This is a genomic window from Falsiroseomonas frigidaquae, assembly GCF_012163145.1.
In the GTDB taxonomy this organism is placed as follows: domain Bacteria; phylum Pseudomonadota; class Alphaproteobacteria; order Acetobacterales; family Acetobacteraceae; genus Falsiroseomonas; species Falsiroseomonas frigidaquae.
The window spans coordinates 136,093-155,097 of sequence record NZ_JAAVTX010000001.1 but is presented as its reverse complement, the minus strand read 5'-3'; the positions used below and the strand labels follow the sequence as shown (position 1 = coordinate 155,097).

17 protein-coding genes are annotated in these 19,005 nt (G+C 71.6%); 6 read left to right on the top strand and 11 right to left on the bottom strand.

Translation table 11 applies throughout. The features are described from left to right. The first annotated feature begins 98 nt into the window (after nt 1-98). A complete protein-coding gene (locus HB662_RS00655; protein ID WP_168046140.1) occupies nt 99-464 on the top strand; it encodes an OmpA family protein in 366 nt (121 codons plus the stop codon). 12 nt (nt 465-476) lie between these two features. On the opposite strand, the gene HB662_RS00650 is transcribed toward HB662_RS00655, so the two are convergent. Both HB662_RS00650 and HB662_RS00645 read right to left on the bottom strand, forming a co-directional pair. Then, nucleotides 477-2,108 (bottom strand): peptide chain release factor 3, encoded by a 1,632-nt coding sequence (locus HB662_RS00650; RefSeq protein WP_168046138.1) that lies wholly within the window; start codon nt 2,106-2,108, stop codon nt 477-479. A 39-nt stretch (nt 2,109-2,147) separates the two neighbouring features. Then, nucleotides 2,148-3,308 (bottom strand): sulfotransferase family protein, encoded by a 1,161-nt coding sequence (locus HB662_RS00645; RefSeq protein ID WP_168046136.1) that lies wholly within the window; start codon nt 3,306-3,308, stop codon nt 2,148-2,150. Nucleotides 3,309-3,505: 197 nt separating this feature from the next. Between HB662_RS00645 and HB662_RS00640 the strand changes: the two genes are divergently transcribed. Further along, nucleotides 3,506-3,943, top strand: a complete 438-nt coding sequence (locus tag HB662_RS00640; RefSeq protein WP_168046134.1) for a DUF6481 family protein — start codon at nt 3,506-3,508, stop codon at nt 3,941-3,943. A 48-nt stretch (nt 3,944-3,991) separates the two neighbouring features. Here the strand turns inward: HB662_RS00640 and HB662_RS00635 are convergent, their stop codons facing one another. The 6 genes from HB662_RS00635 to HB662_RS00610 form a co-directional block, all read right to left on the bottom strand. Beyond that, entirely contained in the window at nt 3,992-4,741 is a 750-nt protein-coding gene (locus tag HB662_RS00635) for a maleate cis-trans isomerase family protein (protein WP_168046132.1), read from the bottom strand. After that, on the bottom strand, nt 4,738-5,898 hold the full coding sequence (locus HB662_RS00630) for an FAD-dependent oxidoreductase (protein ID WP_168046130.1): 1,161 nt from the start codon (nt 5,896-5,898) through the stop codon (nt 4,738-4,740). The genes HB662_RS00635 and HB662_RS00630 overlap by 4 nt, the downstream gene beginning before the upstream one ends. Further along, complete coding sequence (locus HB662_RS00625; protein ID WP_168046128.1) at nt 5,888-7,150, bottom strand: MmgE/PrpD family protein; 1,263 nt, start codon at nt 7,148-7,150, stop codon at nt 5,888-5,890. Before HB662_RS00625 ends, HB662_RS00630 begins: the two co-directional genes overlap by 11 nt. Continuing rightward, nucleotides 7,147-8,139 (bottom strand): Bug family tripartite tricarboxylate transporter substrate binding protein, encoded by a 993-nt coding sequence (locus tag HB662_RS00620; RefSeq protein ID WP_168046126.1) that lies wholly within the window; start codon nt 8,137-8,139, stop codon nt 7,147-7,149. Before HB662_RS00620 ends, HB662_RS00625 begins: the two co-directional genes overlap by 4 nt. Before the next feature lie 104 nt (nt 8,140-8,243). Further along, complete coding sequence (locus tag HB662_RS00615) at nt 8,244-9,050, bottom strand: enoyl-CoA hydratase (protein ID WP_209443052.1); 807 nt, start codon at nt 9,048-9,050, stop codon at nt 8,244-8,246. Between the two features lie 60 nt (nt 9,051-9,110). Beyond that, a complete protein-coding gene (locus tag HB662_RS00610) occupies nt 9,111-10,343 on the bottom strand; it encodes a CaiB/BaiF CoA transferase family protein (protein WP_245185363.1) in 1,233 nt (410 codons plus the stop codon). 92 nt (nt 10,344-10,435) lie between these two features. On the opposite strand from HB662_RS00610, the gene HB662_RS00605 reads away from it, so the two are divergent. The 3 genes from HB662_RS00605 (at nt 10,436) to HB662_RS00595 (ending at nt 14,497) form a co-directional block, all read left to right on the top strand. Then, nucleotides 10,436-11,185, top strand: coding sequence for an FCD domain-containing protein (locus HB662_RS00605; protein ID WP_168046123.1), 750 nt, complete (start codon nt 10,436-10,438; stop codon nt 11,183-11,185). Between the two features lie 148 nt (nt 11,186-11,333). Continuing rightward, nucleotides 11,334-12,368 (top strand): TAXI family TRAP transporter solute-binding subunit, encoded by a 1,035-nt coding sequence (locus tag HB662_RS00600; RefSeq protein ID WP_209443051.1) that lies wholly within the window; start codon nt 11,334-11,336, stop codon nt 12,366-12,368. A gap of 98 nt (nt 12,369-12,466) precedes the next feature. Beyond that, nucleotides 12,467-14,497 carry a TRAP transporter permease gene (locus tag HB662_RS00595; protein WP_168046121.1) on the top strand — a complete coding sequence of 677 codons (2,031 nt, stop codon included), beginning with the start codon at nt 12,467-12,469 and terminating at the stop codon, nt 14,495-14,497. A 7-nt stretch (nt 14,498-14,504) separates the two neighbouring features. On the opposite strand, the gene HB662_RS00590 is transcribed toward HB662_RS00595, so the two are convergent. From HB662_RS00590 to HB662_RS00580, 3 genes are all read right to left on the bottom strand, one after another. Next, on the bottom strand, nt 14,505-15,287 hold the full coding sequence (locus tag HB662_RS00590; protein ID WP_245185362.1) for a prephenate dehydrogenase/arogenate dehydrogenase family protein: 783 nt from the start codon (nt 15,285-15,287) through the stop codon (nt 14,505-14,507). A 278-nt stretch (nt 15,288-15,565) separates the two neighbouring features. After that, nucleotides 15,566-16,285 carry an SDR family oxidoreductase gene (locus HB662_RS00585; RefSeq protein ID WP_168046119.1) on the bottom strand — a complete coding sequence of 240 codons (720 nt, stop codon included), beginning with the start codon at nt 16,283-16,285 and terminating at the stop codon, nt 15,566-15,568. Next, nucleotides 16,285-17,127, bottom strand: coding sequence for an alpha/beta hydrolase (locus HB662_RS00580; protein WP_168046117.1), 843 nt, complete (start codon nt 17,125-17,127; stop codon nt 16,285-16,287). Before HB662_RS00580 ends, HB662_RS00585 begins: the two co-directional genes overlap by 1 nt. Nucleotides 17,128-17,255: 128 nt before the next feature. On the opposite strand from HB662_RS00580, the gene HB662_RS00575 reads away from it, so the two are divergent. Then, nucleotides 17,256-18,998, top strand: a complete 1,743-nt coding sequence (locus HB662_RS00575) for a cation:proton antiporter (protein WP_168046115.1) — start codon at nt 17,256-17,258, stop codon at nt 18,996-18,998. Nucleotides 18,999-19,005: the final 7 nt, after the last annotated feature.

The window sequence follows — 19,005 nt, the reverse complement described above, 5'->3', positions numbered from 1 at the left end:
TTCCCGGCTGGCGGCCTGAAGCCGGATTAGGGCGAACGAAGGCGGAACGTCAAGCCGGGCGCTCGCCATCCGTGGCCGGACGTGGGATGCCTGCCGCCATGCGCGCCCTTCTCGCCCTGCTCCTGTTCGCCACCACCCCGGCTCTGGCACAGCCCGAACCCCCCGCCTGCCTGTTCCCCCGCGGCAGCGCGGCGCTGGACGAGCCCTGCCTGGCGCTGCTGGAGCAGATCGCCCGCACCAGCTCCGGCCCCATCACCATCCGCGGCTTCGCGCAGGAACAGCAGGGGCCGCGGCTGGATGGGCTGTTCAGCCGGCGCCGGGCGGAGGCGGTGGCGGAGGAACTGGAGCGCCTTGGCGTGGTGCCGGAGCGGCTGGAGATCACCACCCCGCCGGCCGAGCCGCGCGACGTCCACTCCCGGCTGGACCCGCATAGCCGCCGGGTGGAGATCATCCCGGGCAACTGAGCCCGGGCCGGGTCAGCGCACCATCGCGACCAGCCCGCTCTGTTCCCGCACCGCGTCGAAGCGCAGGTCCGGAAATTCCTCCTCCGCCCGCTTGCGGCGCCAGTCGCTGCCGAACAGGGCAACGTATTCGCCGTCATGGTCCGTCGCGGTGTCGCCGCGGTTGGTGGCGGCCCATTTCTCGATCGCGGCGCGGCCGCCCCCCGGACCCCCCTGGGGCGAGGAGATCCAGCGCATGGTCTGCCAGCGCGTCTCGTCGAAGCCGGCGGGCACGCTGTATTCGAAGGCCAGCCGCGACTTCAGCACATCGAGCTGCAGCTGCCCGACCACGCCGACCACGGGCGGGGACCCATCGAGCGGCCGGAACACCTGCACCACGCCTTCCTCCGCCAGCTGGTCCAGCGCGGTGCGCAGCTTCTTCGCCAGCATCGGGTCGCCGAGCCGCACATGGCGCAGGATTTCCGGCGCGAAGCTCGGGACGCCCCGGAAGTTGATGTCCTCGCCCTCGGTCAGCGTGTCACCGATGCGCAGCGTGCCGTGGTTGGCGATGCCGACCACGTCGCCGGGCCAGGCCTCCTCCGCCACCTGGCGTTCCTTGGCGAAGAAGAACAGCGGCGCGTTCACCGGCACCTGCTTGCCGGTGCGGACCTGGCGCAGCCGCATGCCCTTGGTCAGCCGGCCGGAGCACAGCCGCACGAAGGCCACGCGGTCCCGGTGGTTCGGGTCCATGTTGGCCTGCACCTTGAAGACGAAGCCGGTCAGCTTCTCCTCCGCCGCATGCACCGGGCGCTTGTCGGATTCGCGGTCGCCGGGCGGCGGGGCGAAATCGGCCAGACCCTCCAACAGGTGGCCGACGCCGAAATCGCGCAGCGCGGAGCCGAAATAGACCGGGGTGAGGGTGCCTTCGCGGAACTTCGCCAGGTCGAAAGCCGCCAGCCCGGCCTCCGCCAGCAGGATGTCCTCATAGAGCTGGGTGGCGCGTTCCTCGCCCACCAGCGCCGCGATCTTCGGGTCGTCCGGCCCCTCCACCGGGATGCCGCCTTCCTCCGTCGCATCCACCGGCATCAGGCGCTTCGCCAGGATGTCGTAGGTGCCCCAGAAGGTATTGGCGCGGCCGACCGGCCAGGCCACGGGGGCGGCGTCCAGCGCCAGGGTCTGCTGGATCTCGTCGATCAGCTCGAAGGGGTCGCGCGCCTCGCGGTCCATCTTGTTGACGAAGGTGACGATCGGGATGTCCCGCAGCCGGCACACCTCGAACAGTTTTCGAGTTTGACTCTCGATACCTTTCGCGGCGTCCAGCACCATTACAGCCGCGTCCACCGCGGTCAGGGTGCGATAGGTGTCTTCCGAGAAATCCTCGTGGCCCGGCGTGTCGAGCAGGTTGAACACCATGCCGTCGCGCTCGAAGGTCATCACGCTGGTCGCGACGGAGATGCCGCGATCCTGCTCGATCTTCATCCAGTCGGACCGGGTGCGCCGCGCATTGCCCTTGGCGCGCACGGCACCGGCCAGCTGGATGGCGCCGCCCTTGAGCAGCAGCTTCTCCGTCAGCGTGGTCTTGCCGGCGTCCGGGTGGGCGATGATGGCGAAGGTGCGCCGCCGCGCGGCTTCGCGCGCGACGTTGTCGAGGGCCGAGGTGTCACTCATGCCGGGGCCTATAGCCTGTCAGGCGTGAAGGGCGAAGGCTTACCCGAGCAGGCCGTCCGGATCGGGCAGGGCGATATTCGTCCCCTCCGCCACCAGCCGCAGCGGGCCGGCGCCTTCCGGCAGGCGCAGCCGGAAGCCGCAGCAGCCGCGGGCGAAGCGCGCGGGCGCCTCGCCGGGGTGGAAAAGCTGCGCGCGGGTGGCGCCGAGCGGCGTATCGCCCGCCATCAGCCGCAGGGTCACCGGCCGCAGCGCCATCAGATCCGTGGCCCAGCCCTGCACCAGGCCGCCCTCCACACGCTCCACCTGCCCATGCAGGTTCACCGGCGGCTGAAACGGGCGGGGCGGCTGGGCCAGGAAGCCGGCGACCTCGGCATGGTCCGGCCCGGCCAGCACCGCGGCGGCCCAGGGGGGCAGGGCGTCGTCGCCGCGGAATTCATAGCGTTCGAACACCGCATCGCCGGCGCCTTCCGCCAGCGCTGCCTGGCAGCGGCGGAAGGCGGCCAGCGCCCGTTCGAAATCCGCGCCCTCCGCCGCGCAATCGGCGTCCAGGCGGGCCCGGGCGGCCGCGTACAGCGCCTGGTCGGTGGCGAACAGGCCGCGATGCGCCGCCGCCTCGCCGCGCGCGACCTTCCGCGCCGCCGCCTGCTCGGGCGCCAGCCGGGTCACGTTGCGGGCCACATGCACCGGCGGCGACCAGCCCAGGCGGCGGGCGATCAGCAGCAGGGACCGCTCGAATTCCTCCGCCACCCCCACCACCGCGAGGGTGTGGTGCAGGTTGGCCAGGGCCGCCTCCAGCAAGGGGCGTCGCGACCGGCCGCCGATCTGCTGCGCCTGCGCATTGCCGCCGCCATGCCGGCGGGTGAGGAACTCCATCGGCCCCAACGCGCCGGACAGGATTTCCGCCCGCTGCGCGTGGTGCGGATAGCTGAAGGCATAGAAATATTCGGACAGCGCCCGCTCGACCGGATCCCGCAGCAGGGTGAAGTAGAGGCAGGGCTCGCCCAGCGCCGCATGCAGGCCGAGATACTGGTGGCCGGTATACAGCCGGATGTCGACGGCCCCCGCGCGGGCCCGCGCCTGGGCCACCATCTCCGCCATCGGCCGCGTATCGCCATGGCCCAGGTCGAAATACAGCACGTGCCGCGCGCCATACTGGCGGGACAGCACGGTGCGGAGCGTGGAGCCGGCGGTCTTCGGCACATGCAGGAAGACGTGATGCGCTTTCAGGCCGGCTGCTCCGCTGGTGCCGCATCAGCTTTATGGGCAGGCGCAGCGGCGCACAAGCCGCGCCGGAATAGCGGGAAAAGCAGCGCTTCCCGCCAATTCAGGGGAGGGTTGCACCGGACGCGCAGCGATCCCCCCTTTTCCGGGAGGAGCGCAGGGTCTACATAGCGGCCATGCAGGCACGAAAACTGTTCGACTTCAATGACCGTCGCAACGCGGCGGAAGAGGCCCGAAAGAAGACCGCGGAGAAGTTCCAGGCGCTGAAGGCGCGCCTCGACGACCCCGAGGTCCAGCGGAAGATGGCGGAGCAGAAGGCAATTGCCGATGCCCGCGCCGCCCGGATCGCGGAACGCGCAGCCGAGAAGGCCGCCGAGGCCGCCCTGATCGCCGCCGAGAAGGCCGCAGCCGAGGCCGCCGCCGCCATCGCGCGCAAGGAAGCCGAGCGCCTGGCCGCCGAGGAAGCGCAGCGCGCGCGCGTCGCCGAGATCGACGCGCAGAACCGCAGCGTGATCCTGGACGCCGAGAAGAAGGCCCGCGCGCTGGCCATGGCCGCCGAGCAGAAGGCCAAGCGGGACGCCCGCTACGCCGCCCGGAAGCAGCGCACCAAGTAGGTCGGTAGCTCGATCCGTCCAGCTCGGACGGATCTCCTTCTCCGGAAGCTATTGAACCTGAAGCTTCCGCGCCAGTTCGGGGCAGCAGGCCGCCAGCGTCGCGCTGGCGGCGAGCGCGAGCCTTTGCGAAACCGCGAAGGCACAGGCCAGGTTCGAGGACAGCATCGGCACCCCGATGCGCCCCTGCATCCATTGCATGGCATCCAGCGTCGGCATGCCGGTGCCGGAGAGCAGCACGGCGCAATCGGCCGGCGGCGACAGACGCGCCAGGCCATCCGCCACCTCCTCCGGCGACATCTCATAGGCGCGGAAGGTCTCGGAGAGCTTCAGGCTGTCCACCAGCGTCAGGCCCGCGGCACGCCAGTAGCGTTCGGCACGCTCCGTCAGCCAGCCCGGATAGGGTGAGACCAGCAACAGCCTGGGCCGGCCAAGCGCCTGGACTGACAGCGCGATGGCGCGCGCGGCCAGCAGCACCGGGCTGCCGGCGGTCGCGGCTAGGCGGTCCTGCAGCGCCTCATCCTCCGTGGGCGGCAGCGCGTAGCTCGGCCCGGTCAGGCCCACCACCATCGCATCCAGCGCCAGCGCGCCGAAATCCCCCAGCGCCGCGGCGATCGCGGCGGGGTAGGCGGCGTTACGCTGCTCCAGCGTGGTGCCCGGCATCACCGGCAGGCGGGTGACATGCAGCGCGGCGCCGGGCACCAGCAGGTCGCGCAGCTCCGGCTCCACCGCCGGGTTCGCGGAGGGTGCCAGCAGCCCGATGCGATGCGTCGGCACATGGCGCGGCGCGGGCCAGCTCATGTGGGCATCCCGATCCGGGCGAGGTCCAGCATCGAGGCCTGCCGCGCCCAGATCCGCTGCCCATCGGGCGACAGGGCCGCCATCCGGGCGACTTCCTCCGCCGGGCTGCCCGAGACGCGGCTGTCGGTCCGGGGCAGCAGCGCGTCGCGCACCACCGCCAGGCGCGCATCGGCCCAGTCCTGCAACAGCCGCTCCGGCTCGCCGCCCAGCACCAGGTCCAGCGTGGCCGCCAGCGTCATCGCGTCATGGATGCCGGCATTCATGTTCATGCCGCCGCGCGTATTGGTCAGGTGGGCCGCATCGCCCGCCAGCAGCACCCGCCCGGCGCGGTAGCTGGTGGCCATGGCGCGGCTCACGCCATAGACGTCGCGGCCCGAAATCTCCATGTCCTGCGCCGATGGCAGGAAGCGCGCGATGCGGGCGCGGGCATGCGCTTCCGCCATCGCATCCGCGTCCGACATGTCGGGGTGGATACGGAAGATCAGGCGCCAGTTCTCCGGCATCCGCAGCAGCGAACAGGACCCGTCCCCGTCGAACAGGTAGCCCAGCCCATCCAGCCCCGGCACCACATCCCGCAGGTCCAGCGGTGTCAGCAGCCGCAGCACGCGATGGGCGTAGTCACTGGTCTCCGCGCCAATCCCCGCCAGGCCGCGGATGGCACCGGAGGCGCCGTCGCAACCCACGGCGTAGCGGGCGCGATGCGTGCTGCCATCCGCCGCGCGCAGCGTCACCCCGGCATCATCCTGCGCCAGCGCCGTCACCCCGGCGCCGAAGCGCACGCTGCCCGTGGGCAGCGCGGCGAGCAGGGCCGGCGTCAGGTCCTGCTGTTCGCGATGCCAGCGGAAGGGGAAGCCGGTCTCGCCGCCGAGGATGCCGAGGTCGATCCCGGCCTTGGCCCCCACCCTGGCGCCCGCCTCCACCTGCTGCCAAAGGATCCGGTCCACCCGGACGCCGCCCGGCAACAGCGGCGCCAGCACGCCGAGTTCCTCCAGCGCATCCAGTGTCGGCGGATGGACGGTGGAGGCGCGGGAGGCGGCGGACAGGCCCTCCCGCTTCTCCAGCACCCGCACCGCCATGCCGCGCCGCGTCAGGGCCAGCGCCAGGGCCAGGCCGACGGGTCCGGCGCCGGCGACCAGCACCTCGGTCTCACCGTACATCGAACAGGCCCTCCGCCGGTGCGTCCTGCAGCAGCGCCGCGATGGCGCGCGCAGTTCCGGCCTCGCCCCGGGCCGGGGTGGCGAAGCGGGTGAATTTGGCGATGGTCTCGGCCTCGGTCATCGGGTGGCCCGGGTCGCCGGTGACATGGCGCACCGTCTCCGACAGCCCATCGATGGTGACGGTGGCGCCGCGTGTGCCCGAGGAGGTCATCGCCGCATCCTCGCGCAATTCCACCGCCGCCTCCAGCGCGCGCAGTGCCGGGTCCGCCAGGGCCGCCTCGGTATAGGCGGCGGGGCCGAGATCACCCTGCGCCAGCACCGCGGCCACCGCCCAGCTCAGGCTGAACTGCGCCGAGATGGCGGCGGCGGGCGCACGGTTGCCGGCATAGCGTAGCGCCTCGGCATAGGTGGCCAGCGTGATGCGGAGCGGCGGGCCGGCCAGGCGGGGGCGCAGCGCGAGCGCGGCGGCGGCGGCGTAATGCGCGTGCCGCACCCCGGCGAAGGGTTTCTGATAACTCTCCTCCAGCAGCCATTCGCCAGGGGGCGCCATCACGGCCGGTGCATCATGGCCGAGCGCGATGCGCCGCGCCTCGGCGAAGCCGGCCTCCGGCGCATCCATCCCGGCGGCGGCCGCCGCGGCCGCCATCTGGCCGAGCAACGCGGCATGGGCGGGATAGCTGTTGCGCCCATCCATCCCGGCGGCGATCGGCGCGTAGAGCGCGAAGGGCACCTGGCAGGCGACGAGCCGCACCGCGCGGGCCACCCCATCCGCATCCAGCCCCATCAGCCGCGCCGCGCAGGCGGCGGCGCCGAGGCTGTGCCAGGACCCGTCCACATGCATCCCGGGCCTGATCCGCCAGGCCTCCCCGGCGCGGGCCGCGACCTCGTAGCCCAGCGCGAAGGCGGTCAGCGCCAGGGCCGGGTCGGCGCCCTGCGCCCGCGCCACCAGGGCGAGCGGCGCCACTGGCAAGGCGGGGCGGCCATGGGCACGGGCCAACCCCTCATTCGCCTCGTCCCAGCAGGTGGCGGCCGAGAGCACCGCGGCCGCCGCGGCGGGGGCCAGCCGCGCGCCGCCAAGGGCCACCGGACCGGGAAAGCCCGCCTGCATCGCCCGGGCGAAGGCGGCGACGCGCGGATGGCGCAGGCCGGCCAGTGCACAGCCCAGGCTGTCCAGCAGCAGCAGCCGCGCCTTGCGTGCGACCGTGCCGGCCGGGCCTTCGAAAGCGGCAGGAATGACCGTGAAAAGGCTCAATCCGCGCGGGCACCGGAGCGGGCCACCGCCTCGCGCCACACCCGGCGTTCACGGGCCATCAGCGGCACCAGCGCGGCGCGGCCCTGCGGCATGGCATCCGCCCGGCGCTGTTCCAGCACCGCCGCCCATTCCGGGCTTTCCAGCACCTGGCGGAAGCCGGCCTCCAGCGCCTCCAGCACCGGCGCCTCCAGCTTCGACTGCGCGAAGATGCCGTACCAGGGGCTGGCATCGAAGCCCGGCAGCGTCTCCGCCACTGCCGGAACCTCCGGCATGGCGCGGAAGCGGGTGGCGGAGGTGACGGCGATGGCCCGCAGCGCGCCGCCCGGCCCGACCTGCGGGGCGGAGGTGGCGAGGCCGTCGAATGCGAAGGGGATGGTGCCGGCCACCATGTCCGTCAGCAGCGGGGCGCTGCCGCGATAGGGCACATGGGTCATTTCCAGCCCGGCGGTGGAGCGCAACAGCTCCATGGACAGATGGGTGAAGGAGCCGACGCCGTTGGAACCATAGGGCATGCCGCCCCGAGTCGCCTTCACCTTGGCAATCAGCCCGGCCAGGCTGGTGACATCCGGCAGCGCCTGCGGCGAGACCACCAGCAGGTTGGGCTGCTGCGCCAGCATGGCGATCGGGACGAAATCCGCGTCCGGGTCGTAGGACAGGCGGGCGAACATCGCCTTGTTGATGGCGATGATGCCCTGCGTCGCCACCAGCAGCGCGTGGCCGTCCGGCGTGGCGCGGGCGACGGCTTCCGCCGCCAGGTTGCCGCCGGCGCCGGCGCGGTTCTCCACCACCACCGGCTGGCCGAGCAACGGGGCCATGCGGTCCGCCGCGGCGCGGGCCAGGATGTCCGTCAGCCCGCCCGGCGCGAAGGGCACCACGAGGCGGATCGGCCGGCTCGGGCGCCAGGCGCCCTGGGCCACACCCTGGGCGCGCGCGATGAAGGGTGTGCCGAGGATGCTGCCCAGGATCAGGCGGCGGGTGGTGCGGTGCATCGGCGGGTCTCCGGAACTATCCCCCGCCACATGCACCGGACCCCGCCGCCCGTCCAGAGCGCGGCGGCCCTTCGGCTCGGCGTCCCTTGATCAGCGACCGCTGATCAGCGTCCCTGGAACTGGGGCGGGCGCTTTTCCATGAAGGCGCGGCGGCCTTCCACGTAATCCTCGCTGGCGAAGCAGGCCTTGACCATGGCGTCGCACTTCGCCTCATCCGCCTCGCCGCGATCCTTCAGCGCCTGGCCGATGATGAACTTCGCGCTGCCCACCGTCAGTGGCGCATTGCCGGCGATGGTCTTTGCGTAATCCGTCACGAAGGCCTCGAGCTGGTCGTTCGGCACCACGCGGTTCACCAGCCCCATCACGCGGGCATCCTCGGAGGACCACTTCTTCGCGGTGAAGAAGATCTCCTTGGCGAAGGAGGGGCCGACCAGGTCGACCAGCTTGCGCAGGCCGTGCAGCGGGTAGCCCAGGCCGAGCTTCGCCGCCGGCACGCCGAAGCTCGCCGTCTCGCCGCAGATCCGCATGTCGCAGCACACGGCCAGCGCGGTGCCGCCGCCGATGCAATGGCCCTGGATCATGGCGATGGTGGGCTTCGGGCAATCATAAACCGCGTCATAGGCGCGCGCCGTCTGCGCCTGGTAGGCGGCCACCGCGGCCTCGCCGCTGCGCTCGGATTCGAACTTCGAGATGTCGGCGCCGGAGACGAAGGCGCGGCCACCGGCTCCGGTCAGCACCACGACTCGCACCGCCGGATCGGCCGTGTAGTCGGCCATGATCCGCTCCAGCGCTTCCCACATCTCCATGGAGACGGCGTTGTGCCGCTCCGGGTTGTTGAAGGTCACCCAGCCGATGCCATCGGCCTTGCGGGCCAGCATCTTCTCCGAACCCGTCACGATCATGCCGTCCATCGCACCACCCTCTCCACATGAAAAAGTCCTCTCCCTCAATGAGGGAGAGGGGCAACCAAGTCAGACCACGTGCCGTGCGCGCAGGTCGGCGATGGTCGCCGCATCCAGGCCAAGCTCGGCCAGCACCGCATCCGTGTGCTCGCCGATCGCCGGCGGGTGGGTCACGATGTTCGACGGCGTGCGGGACATGTCGATCGGCTGGCCGACATAGGCCACCTCGCCGCGATTGCCGCCGTTCAAGGTCTTAGCGATGCCGAGGTGCTGCACCTGCGGGTCCGCGAAGACCTCATCCACCTTGTAGATCGGGCCGCAGGGCACGCCCTGGTCGTTCAGCGCCTCGACCCAATGGGCGGAGGTGTTGGTGAGGGTGACGGCCTCGATGCCCTCGTTCAGCACGTCGCGGTTCTTGCTGCGGGCGTCGCCGGTGGCGAAGCGCGCATCCTTCACCCATTCCGGCTTGCCGAAGGCCTGGCAGCAACGCTCCCAGATCCGCTGGCCGGTGGCGGCGATGTTGATGTAGCCGTCGCTGGTCTTGAAGACGCCGGTGGGGATGCTGGTCGGGTGGTTGTTGCCGGCCTGCTTCGGCACCTCGCCCTGCATCAGCCAGCGGCTGGCCTGGAAGTCCAGCATGAAGATCTGCGCCTGCAGCAGGCTGGTCTGCACCCACTGGCCCTTGCCCGAGACTTCCCGCTCCAGCAGCGCGATCATGATGCCCTGGGCGGCGAACAGGCCGGCGGTCAGGTCGGCGATCGGGATGCCGACGCGCACCGGGCCCTGGCCCGGCAGGCCGGTGATGGACATCAGCCCGCCCATGCCCTGCGCGATCTGGTCGAAGCCCGGCCGGCCGGCATAGGGGCCATCCTGGCCGAAGCCGGAAATGCTGGCATAGACCAGCTTCGGGTTCACCGCCGACAGCGCCTCATAGTCGATGCCCAGCCGCGTCTTCACGTCGGGCCGGAAGTTCTCCACCACCACATCGGCCTTCTCGACCAGCTTCTTCAGCAGGGCGACGCCGTCCTTGTCCTTCAGGTTCAGCGTCATGCCGCGCTTGTTGCGGTGCAGGTTCTGGAAGTCGGAGCCCATGCGCGGGCCGCCCATCGGGTCGCCCTGGTCCAGCCCTTCCGGCATCTCGATCTTGATGACCTTGGCGCCCCAATCGGCCAGCTGCCGCACGCAGGTCGGGCCCGAGCGCACGCGGGTCAGGTCCAGGACGGTGAAGCGGGAGAGGGCAGTCGATGCCTGGGGCATCGCGGACGATGACGCCTGCGGGGGCGTCGCTTCGGTGGGGGCCATGGCGTTTCTCCTTCGCGTCGGGCATCTCTAGCACCGGCCCTGGCCCCGGCAAACTGTTGACAGCCTGCACTTGCCAAAGCGAGTTTCCCGCCATGGAGGATGATCCCACGCCACCTGCATCGCCGCCCACGGCGCTCGACATCGTGCGGACGCGCTCGCTCGCCTCGCTGGTCTCGCAGGAACTGGAGGCGATGATCCTTTCCGGCGCGCTGCCGGCCGGGGAAAGGCTGAACGAACAGCAGCTGGCGCTCCGCCTCGGCGTCTCCCGCGGCCCGGTGCGGGAAGCGGTGCGCGGGCTGGAGCGTTCGGGCCTGGTGGTCTCCGTCCGCAACCAGGGCAGCTATGTCCGCAGTGTCAGCGCGGCGGAGGCGCTGGAGATCTACGATCTGCGCGCGGCGCTGACCGGCCTGGCCTGTGCCCGGCTGGCCGGCACCGCGACGCCGGCGCAGCTCGAGGCGCTGGGCGCCCTGCTGCGACGGATGGAGGCGGCCTGGGAAGCGGATGCGGCGACCGAATACTATGCCGCCAACCTCGACTTCCACGCCGCCCTGCTGCAGGGCGGCGGCCCGCGCGGCCAGCGGCTGTATGAGGATCTGGGCAACGAGCTGCACCTGTTCCGCCGTCGCGCGCTGGTGGAGCCGGAGAACATGCGCGAAAGCAACGCCGAGCACGCCGCCATCCTGGCCGCCATCGCGGCCGGTGATGCGCTGGCGGCCCGCGCGGCGGGGGAGGCGCATATCGCCGGCGGCAAGCGCCGCTTCCAGGCGACCGATGCCAGCCAGCCCTCGGCCCGGCAGCAGGCCTTGCCAGCCCCCCGGCGCCGGGCCCGTCGCCTGGCCTGAAGGCACCTGCGCGGGGGCCGCCAAGCGCCGGCGGGGTGCGAATGGGGGAGCCAGCGGGGTACCAGCGGGGTACCAGCGGGGTAGTTGTCGCAGCCCCCGGTCCCCGCCTAGTGTGCCGCCGCTGGCAGACTCCAAAGAGGAAGAAGAAATGAACGAATTCACCATGACGCGGCGCGGCCTCGGCCTCGCCGCTGCCGGCGCCGCCGCCGCTTCCATCGGGGCCCCCGGCCTGGCTTCCGCGCAGGCGCCGCAGTTCTTCCGCATCGGTACGGGCTCGGCCGGTGGCACCTACTACCCGATCGGCGGCATCATCGCGAACGCGATCTCCTGCCCCCCTGGCGCGCCCTGCAACGCCGCCGGCGCCACCGATGGCGTGCCCGGCATGGTCGCCGTCGCCGTCGCGACCCAGGGCAGCGTGCAGAACGTCAACCTGATCCAGTCCGGCAACGCCGAGGCCGGCTTCACCCAGTCCGACGTGGCGCATTGGTCCTACACCGGCACCGGCCTGTTCGAGGGCCGCCCGAAGGTCGACCGCCTGCGCTTCGTGGCGCATCTGTTCCCGGAACACATCCACGCCGTGGTGCGCCGCGACAGCGCGATCCGTGGCTTCTCCGACCTGCAGGGCAAGCGCATCGCCATCGGCCTGCAGGCCAGCGGCGCGCGCATCGGCGCGGAGATGATCCTGGAGGCCAATGGCCTGCGCGCCGGCCGCGAATACACCGCGGAATTCCTGAACCAGGCGCAGGGGACGGAGCGGATGCAGGATCGCGGCCTGGACGCGACCTTCACCGTGGTCGGCTACCCGGCCGCCGCCTTCACCGAATTCTGCAGCCGCGCCGGCTGCCGCATCCTGCCGATCACGGGCGCCGAGGCGCAGAAGGTGATCGAGCGCGCGCCCTTCTACGGCACCGGCACCATCCCGCGCACCGCCTATGAGGGCCTGGAAGCGGATGTGCCGACCCTGACCGTCGGCGCCGTGCTGGCGGTGCGGGACACGGTGCCGGAGGAGACGGTCTACGCCATCACCCGCGCGCTGTGGTCGAACACCACCCGCGGCCTGCTGGACCGTGGCCACGCCAAGGGCCGCGAGATCGTCAAGGAAGGCGCGCTGACCGGCCGCGGCGTGGTGCCGTTCCACCCGGGCGCCGAGCGCTACTACCGCGAGAACAACATCCTGCGCTGATTAGCGCCGGCTGAACCCCCTCCGCCCGGCCCACGCGAAAGCGTCGGGCCGGGTTCTGCGTTCTGGACTGTTTCAATTCCGTACCCGAGGCCCCGACGATGAGCGGCTCCCCCGCGCCCAACAAACTAGACCTCGACGCCGCGGCGCGGCTGGAGAAGGAGGCAGATACCGAACTGCGCTTCCGCGACCTGACAGGCTTCACCGCCCGGCTGGTCTCCGTCATGCTCGTTTCGCTGTCGGTGTTCCACTACTACACCGCCGGCTTCGGCATCCTGACCGAGCATTGGCACAAGGCGATCCACCTGGCCGCCGTGCTCAGCCTGATCTTCCTGCTGTTCCCGGGCGGCTTCCTGTCCGTGGGTCCGAAGATCGGCGGCGTGCCGGTGCTGGACTGGATCTTTGCGGTGTTGATCACCGCCGCCACGATCTACCTGCCGTTGATCTTCGACGACCTGACCTTCCGCATCGGCAACCCATCGCAGACCGATGTGGTGATGGGCACCATCATGGTGGTGCTGGTGCTGGAGGCGACGCGGCGATCGATGGGGCCGATCCTGCCCATCATCGTCTGCGTCTTCATCGGCTATGCCTTGTGGGGCAATCACCTGTCCGGCGTGCTGGCGCATCCGGGCTCCGACTGGTCCGGCTTCGTCAACCACGTTTACCTGACGGGCGAGGGCATCTTCGGCATCCCGGCCAAGGTGGTGGCGACCTTCGTCTTCCACTTCGTGCTGTTCGGCGTGATCGCCACCCGCATGGGCCTGGGCCAGTTCTTCATCGACCTGGCGAGCGTGATCGCCGGGCGCTATCCGGGCGGGCCGGCCAAGGTGGCGGTGCTGGCCTCGGCCATGTTCGGCAGCATCAGCGGGTCCTCCATCGCCAACACGGTCACCACCGGGTCGCTGACCATCCCGGCGATGAAGAAGGTGGGCTACAAGCCGCATTTCGCCGGCGCCGTGGAGGCCGCGGCCAGCGCGGGCGGGCAGATCACCCCGCCGATCATGGGCGCTGCCGCCTTCGTCATGATCGAGTTCCTGGAAATCCCGCTGACCACGCTGCTGATCGCGGCGGCGGTGCCGGCGGCGATGCATTTCTGGGGCGTCTTCGTGCAGGTGCATTTCGAGGCCAAGCGCCTGGGCCTGCGCGGCATGGAGCCGCATGAGATCCCCAAGCTGTGGCCGACCATCCGCGATGGCTGGCCCACGGTGATCCCGCTGGTGGCGCTGGTCTGGGTCATCGTCGATGGCTACACGCCCTACTTGGCCGCCTTCGTCGGCATCACGCTCTGCGTCATCGTGGGCTTCCTGAACCCGCGCAACCGGCTGACCCTGCGTGACCTGTGGGATGCGCTGGACATGGGCGCGCGCTACGCGCTGGCGGTCGGCGCGGCGGCGGCGGCTGTCGGCATGGTGGTGGGCGTGGTGACGCTGACCGGCGCCGGCTTCCGCGTCGGCTTCATCGTGACCCAGGCGGCGGCCAGCACGGCGCAGTGGTTCGCGCCGATCTTCGACATCCTGCCGGCGAGCTTCGGCAGCCTGGCCGGGCTGACGCTGTTCCTGACTCTGCTGTTCGTTGCGCTGATCTGCATCGTCATGGGTGCGGGCATCCCGACCACGGCGCTGTACATCGTGCTGGCGGCGATCGCGGCGCCGGCCGTCATCCAGCTCGGCGTGCCGCCTTTGGCCGCGCATCTGTTCATCCTGTACTACGGCATCCTGGCGGACCTTACGCCGCCGGTCTGCGTCGCGGCCTATGCGGCGGCGGGCATCGCGGGGTCCAACCCGTTCCGCACCGGGTTGACCGCCTTCCGGCTGGGCTCGGCGAAGGCCACGGTGCCCTTCGTCTTCGCCTATGCGCCGGTCATGCTGATCATGGTGGATGACTTCACCCTGACCAGCTTCCTGTTCGTCACCTTCACCTGCGCGCTCGGCGTGCTGGTGCTGGGCCTCGGGCTGACCGGCTACGCCTTCACCCATATGGGCGTCGGCTCCCAGATCGGGCTGGTGGTGGCTGCGCTGATGACGATCTCGCCGAGCGGCCCGCTGACTGCAGTAGGCGTCGCCATCGCGGCGCCCATCCTCGGCTGGAATTTCGTGCGCAGCCGGCGGGAGAGGACGGCGCTGGCCTGACCTCGCTTCAGCCCTCGGCCGGGTGCGCCAGCGCCCGGCCCATCTCCGCCGTCAGGTCCAGGAACCGGGCGCGGACCTCGGCGGCATAGGGGTTGGCCCGCTCGATCGCGTCGAAGACGCCGGGCGGGTCGTGCCGCACCATGCCGACCGCCTGCATCAGAAGGCCGAAGCTCCGCGTCGTCATGCGGGTGGGCAGCGGCTCCATCCTTACCAGCACGGCGGCGATGAGATGGGTCAGGCCCTGCGCCACCGCCATCTCCCGGTCATGCGCCTCGGGCGTCGTCAGCACCACGCGCAGCCGCAGCACGCGCCGCAGGAAGGCACCGATGCGGAAGGCGCTGCGACCGCGGATCGGGCAGAGCGCCAGCTTCAGCCCGGCGATGCCCTGCCGTGCGCTTTGCGGGCCGAACAGCGGATGGGTGCCGACGATCTCCACATCCGGCGGCAACCCCGCCAGCATGGCCTCGGTGGGCCTCACCTTCACCGAGCCGACATCCACCACCACCGTGCCGGGCCGCAGATGTGGCCGCAGCGCCGCGATGACCGCGGGAAGCTGGTCCACCGGTACCGCCAGGACCACCACCGGGCAGGCTGCCGCCCTCGCCAGGTCGGTGAAGGTCACACCCTCCGCGGGTGCGGGCGCCTCGGCGCTGTCATGCGCCAGCAGGCGGAAATACGGCTGCAGGTGGCGCGCCATCAGCCGGCCGAAGGCACCGAAGCCGATCAGGCCCAGTTCGGGAATTTCCAAGACATGGCTGGCCTGGGCCACGCCGCCGGACAACTCCATCATCGCGCGATCTCCATGGGGCGCTTCGACGGCTGGAGGTTGTTCGTGGATCGCAACCGCCAGGGACGAGGCGGTTGAGGGAACATGAAGCACCCGGCCGCTATGGGAGCGGCGCGTAATACCGGCTGGGGCTGGCGGTGCGGTTCATGCGCGGATCAGGCCGGCGCCGCGGCGTCCTGTCAACCCACATCCTCCGGCCGAGGCCGGTTCCGGGATGCTGCATCGCGCTGTCCCGCGGCGCCCGGCGTGACATCAGCCGGCGTGACATCAGAAGGGCGCCATCAGATCGGCGCCAGCCCCACCGTCAGCCCGCCGCAGACATACAGAACCTGTCCCGTCACGAAGCCGCTGCGATCGTCCAGGAAGAACTGCACGGCATTGGCCACATCCTCCGGCGTGCCGAGCCGCTTCACCGGCACGCCCTCGATGATTGCGCGGGTGCGCGGGCTGTTGTCCGGGTTGGCGCGCTTGAACAACTCCGTCGCGATCGGTCCCGGGCCGATGGCGTTCACCGTGATGCCGTCCGCCGCCAGTTCCAGCGCCCAGGTCCGTGCCAGGCCGATCAGCCCGGCCTTGCTGGCGCCATAGGCAGTCCGCAACTCCTTCCCGAGCGCGGCGCGGGAGGCGATGTTGACGATGCGTCCGGACCCCGCCGCGCGCATCGCCGGCAGCAGCGCCTGCGCCGCCAGCACCGCGCTGCGCAGGTTGACGTCCGTCACCGTCGCCAGGTCCTCGACCGAGGTCTCCTCCAGCGAGGCCGGCTTCACCACGCCCACATTGTTCACCAGCCGCGTCGGCGCGTGCCGGTCCGCGACCTGCGCCAGCACCATCCGCGTGGCGTCCAGGTCAGCGAAGTCGCACTCCAGAAAATCTTCGGCGGGCAGGGGGCTCTCCGGCGGGCGCAGATCGAGGTTCACCACGCGCCAGCCGGCCTCCGCCGCGCGCCGCGCGATGGCGCGGCCGATGCCGCCCGAGCCGCCCGTGACCAGGACCGTTTCCATCACTTGAAGCTTTCCTCCAGCCATCCCGCCAGGCGATCCGCCAGGGCTTCCCAGCCCATGTCGAGCATCATCGCATGGCCCATTCCATCGAGCAGCGCGAAGGGCGCGGCGTGCCAGGCGGCGGTGCGGACCACGGCATCCGGCGGCACCAGCGGGTCCCGCCTGCCGCCGAACACCACCGCCGGCTTGCCCAGGCTCCAGGCCGGCGGCACCGGCTGCGGCGCCTGCGCCTCCAGCAGCGCCACGCGGCTTTCCCGGCCCATGCGGGACAGATGGTGCAGCGCCAGCGCCTCCGGCATGCCCGGCCCGAACAGCGCGCGGCGCAGCACCGCCGCCTCCGCCGCCGTGCCGCCGGCCTCCGTCATCCGGGCCACGGCGCGCCACAGCGGCGGGTCGGCCATGGCGAGGCGCCAATTGGCCCAGGCGAGGCCCTCCGGTGGCGCCGGGGCCAGCAGGATCAGGCCCGCCACCTCCGGCGCATCCAGCAGCCGTTGTGCCACCAGCCCGCCGAGCGAATGCCCGACCAGCACCACGCGGCGATGCAGCGAATCGATCGCCGCCCGGGCATCCGCCGCGTAGTCGCCGAGCCCGGCGGGGGCGCCGTTGCGCTGGGCGCTGAAGCCCGGCGCGAAGACCGCATGGCCGGCGGCCGCGAGCCTCCCTGCGAAACCCTCCGCCCAGACCCAGGCGCCGCAGGCCGCGCCGTGCAGCAGCACCAGCGCGGGCGCATCCGGGCGCGGCGCGGGCGGGTCCCAGGCGAGCATGGTGCCGCGGGCGAAGTTCATCTCGAAGGGATCGGGGGCGCGCATCCGGCGCATGGTGGCAAGGCGCGCCTGCGGCATCAACCACCGGCCGTACCGCGGCGTGCAGCTCAGGCATCCCGCCGTGCCCCGTTCGGCGTCCCGCCGCATCCTGTTCGGCGTCCCGCCGCATCCTGTTCGGCGTCCCGCCGGGGGCCTATGCTGTTGCCATGCCGCACGGACCCGACCCCATGCTGGCGACCATCGTCGCCTGCATCCTGCTCGCCTTCATCTTCGGCACCGGCGCGCGCCTGCTGCGGCTGCCGGCGCTGATTGGCTACATCGCCGCCGGCATGCTGATCGGGCCCTACCTGCCCGGTGCGGTGGCGGAACGCGGCATGGTCTCCGCCATGGCGGAAATCGGCGTGGCGCTGCTGCTGTTCAGCATCGGGCTGCATTTCCGCGCGGCGGACCTGCTGGCGGTGTGGCGTGTGGCGGTGCCGGGCGCGGTGCTGCAGATCCTGGTGGCCTGCGGCTTCGGCGCGCTGGTGGGCCAGGCGCTGCTCGGCCTGGCGCCCGGCGTGTCCTTCGCCTTTGGCCTGGCACTGGCGATTTCCTCCACCGCGGTGGCCACCAAATCGCTGGAGGAGCGCGGCAAGCTCGGCGGCGCGGCGGGCCGGCTGGCCCTCGGCTGGCTGGTGATGCAGGACTTGGTCGTGGTCTTCGCCCTGGTGCTGCTGCCGGCACTCGCCGGCGGTGCCGGGGCGGGCGCGGGCGCCCTTCTGTGGGGGCTGGGCCAGGCCGCCCTGTCGCTCGCCGCTTTCGTGCTGCTGATGGTGCTGGTCGGCCGCCGCGCGCTGCCCTGGGCGCTGACCCGCGTCGCCCGTGGCGGGTCGCGGGAGTTGTTCACCCTGGCGGTGCTGGCCGCCGCGCTGGGCGTGGCGGTGCTCGCCTCCTCCCTGTTCGGGGTGTCCTTCGCACTCGGCGCCTTCTTTGCCGGCGTGCTGCTGGGGGAGAGCGATGTCGGCCACCAGGCGGCGGCGGAAGCCACGCCGCTGACGCGCATCTTCTCCGCCATCTTCTTCGTCTCGGTCGGGCTGCTGCTGGATCTGTCCCAGGTGGCGGGGCAGCCGCTGGCCGCCTTCGCCGCCACCCTCTCCGTCATGCTGGCGATCGGCGGCAGCGTGCTGGTGCTGCTGCTGGCCTTCGGCGTGGCGCCGCGCCTCGCGCTGCTGGTGGCGGCCGGCCTGTCGCAGATCGGCGAATTCTCCTTCCTGCTGACCGAGGTCTCGATCCGCCAGGGCCTGCTGCCGGATACGGTGCGCGGCCCGGTGCTGATGGCCGCGATCGGCAGCATCATCGCCACCCCCCTGCTGCTGAAGGCGGCGGAGGCGCTGGCCCCCAGGCTGGAACGCCACATGGCGCATCGGGCCGCGCAGCGCCCAAGGCCGGCGAAGCCCGCCGGGCCGGCGCCGGCGCCCTGGCCACTGATCGAGCAGCACGCCATCGTCGTCGGCGCCGGGCGCGTCGGCGCCACCGTGATCGGTGCGCTGCGCCGCCACCACCTGCCGCTGATCGTGATGGAGGAGAACCGCGCCGCGGTCGAGCGCCTGACGGCGGAGGGCATCCCCGCCATCTGGGGCGATGCGACGCGGCCGGAGGTCTTCGCCGCCGCGCATCCCGAACGCGCCCGCATCCTGATCCTGGCGCTGCCCGGCGCGCTGGAGGCGCGGGAGGTGCTGCGCCTGGCCCGCCAGGCCAATCCCGCCATCCAGACCGTGGTCCGCAGCCATTCGGAGACGGAGACAAGCTGGCTGGAGGCGGAGGCGGAGGTCGGGCTGGTGATGATGGGCGAACGCGAGATCGCTCTCGGCATGGCCGATTTCGCCATGCAGCGCCTGGGGATCGCCGCCAGCACCGCGCAGGCCACGGTGGACGTGCTGCGCCGGCGCCAGCTTCCCGAAATCGGCTGAACGGGCT

Bases quoted from the DNA above. Each gene is read 5' to 3' on its own strand.
- HB662_RS00655 (WP_168046140.1), top strand. From the start codon at position 99: ATGCGCGCCCTTCTCGCCCTGCTCCTGTTCGCCACCACCCCGGCTCTG.
- HB662_RS00650 (WP_168046138.1), bottom strand. From the start codon at position 2,108: ATGAGTGACACCTCGGCCCTCGACAACGTCGCGCGCGAAGCCGCGCGG.
- HB662_RS00640 (WP_168046134.1), top strand. From the start codon at position 3,506: ATGCAGGCACGAAAACTGTTCGACTTCAATGACCGTCGCAACGCGGCG.
- HB662_RS00635 (WP_168046132.1), bottom strand. From the start codon at position 4,741: ATGAGCTGGCCCGCGCCGCGCCATGTGCCGACGCATCGCATCGGGCTG.
- HB662_RS00630 (WP_168046130.1), bottom strand. From the start codon at position 5,898: ATGTACGGTGAGACCGAGGTGCTGGTCGCCGGCGCCGGACCCGTCGGC.
- HB662_RS00620 (WP_168046126.1), bottom strand. From the start codon at position 8,139: ATGCACCGCACCACCCGCCGCCTGATCCTGGGCAGCATCCTCGGCACA.
- HB662_RS00615 (WP_209443052.1), bottom strand. From the start codon at position 9,050: ATGGACGGCATGATCGTGACGGGTTCGGAGAAGATGCTGGCCCGCAAG.
- HB662_RS00610 (WP_245185363.1), bottom strand. From the start codon at position 10,343: ATGGCCCCCACCGAAGCGACGCCCCCGCAGGCGTCATCGTCCGCGATG.
- HB662_RS00605 (WP_168046123.1), top strand. From the start codon at position 10,436: ATGGAGGATGATCCCACGCCACCTGCATCGCCGCCCACGGCGCTCGAC.
- HB662_RS00600 (WP_209443051.1), top strand. From the start codon at position 11,334: ATGAACGAATTCACCATGACGCGGCGCGGCCTCGGCCTCGCCGCTGCC.
- HB662_RS00595 (WP_168046121.1), top strand. From the start codon at position 12,467: ATGAGCGGCTCCCCCGCGCCCAACAAACTAGACCTCGACGCCGCGGCG.
- HB662_RS00590 (WP_245185362.1), bottom strand. From the start codon at position 15,287: ATGATGGAGTTGTCCGGCGGCGTGGCCCAGGCCAGCCATGTCTTGGAA.
- HB662_RS00585 (WP_168046119.1), bottom strand. From the start codon at position 16,285: ATGGAAACGGTCCTGGTCACGGGCGGCTCGGGCGGCATCGGCCGCGCC.
- HB662_RS00580 (WP_168046117.1), bottom strand. From the start codon at position 17,127: ATGCCGCAGGCGCGCCTTGCCACCATGCGCCGGATGCGCGCCCCCGAT.
- HB662_RS00575 (WP_168046115.1), top strand. From the start codon at position 17,256: ATGCCGCACGGACCCGACCCCATGCTGGCGACCATCGTCGCCTGCATC.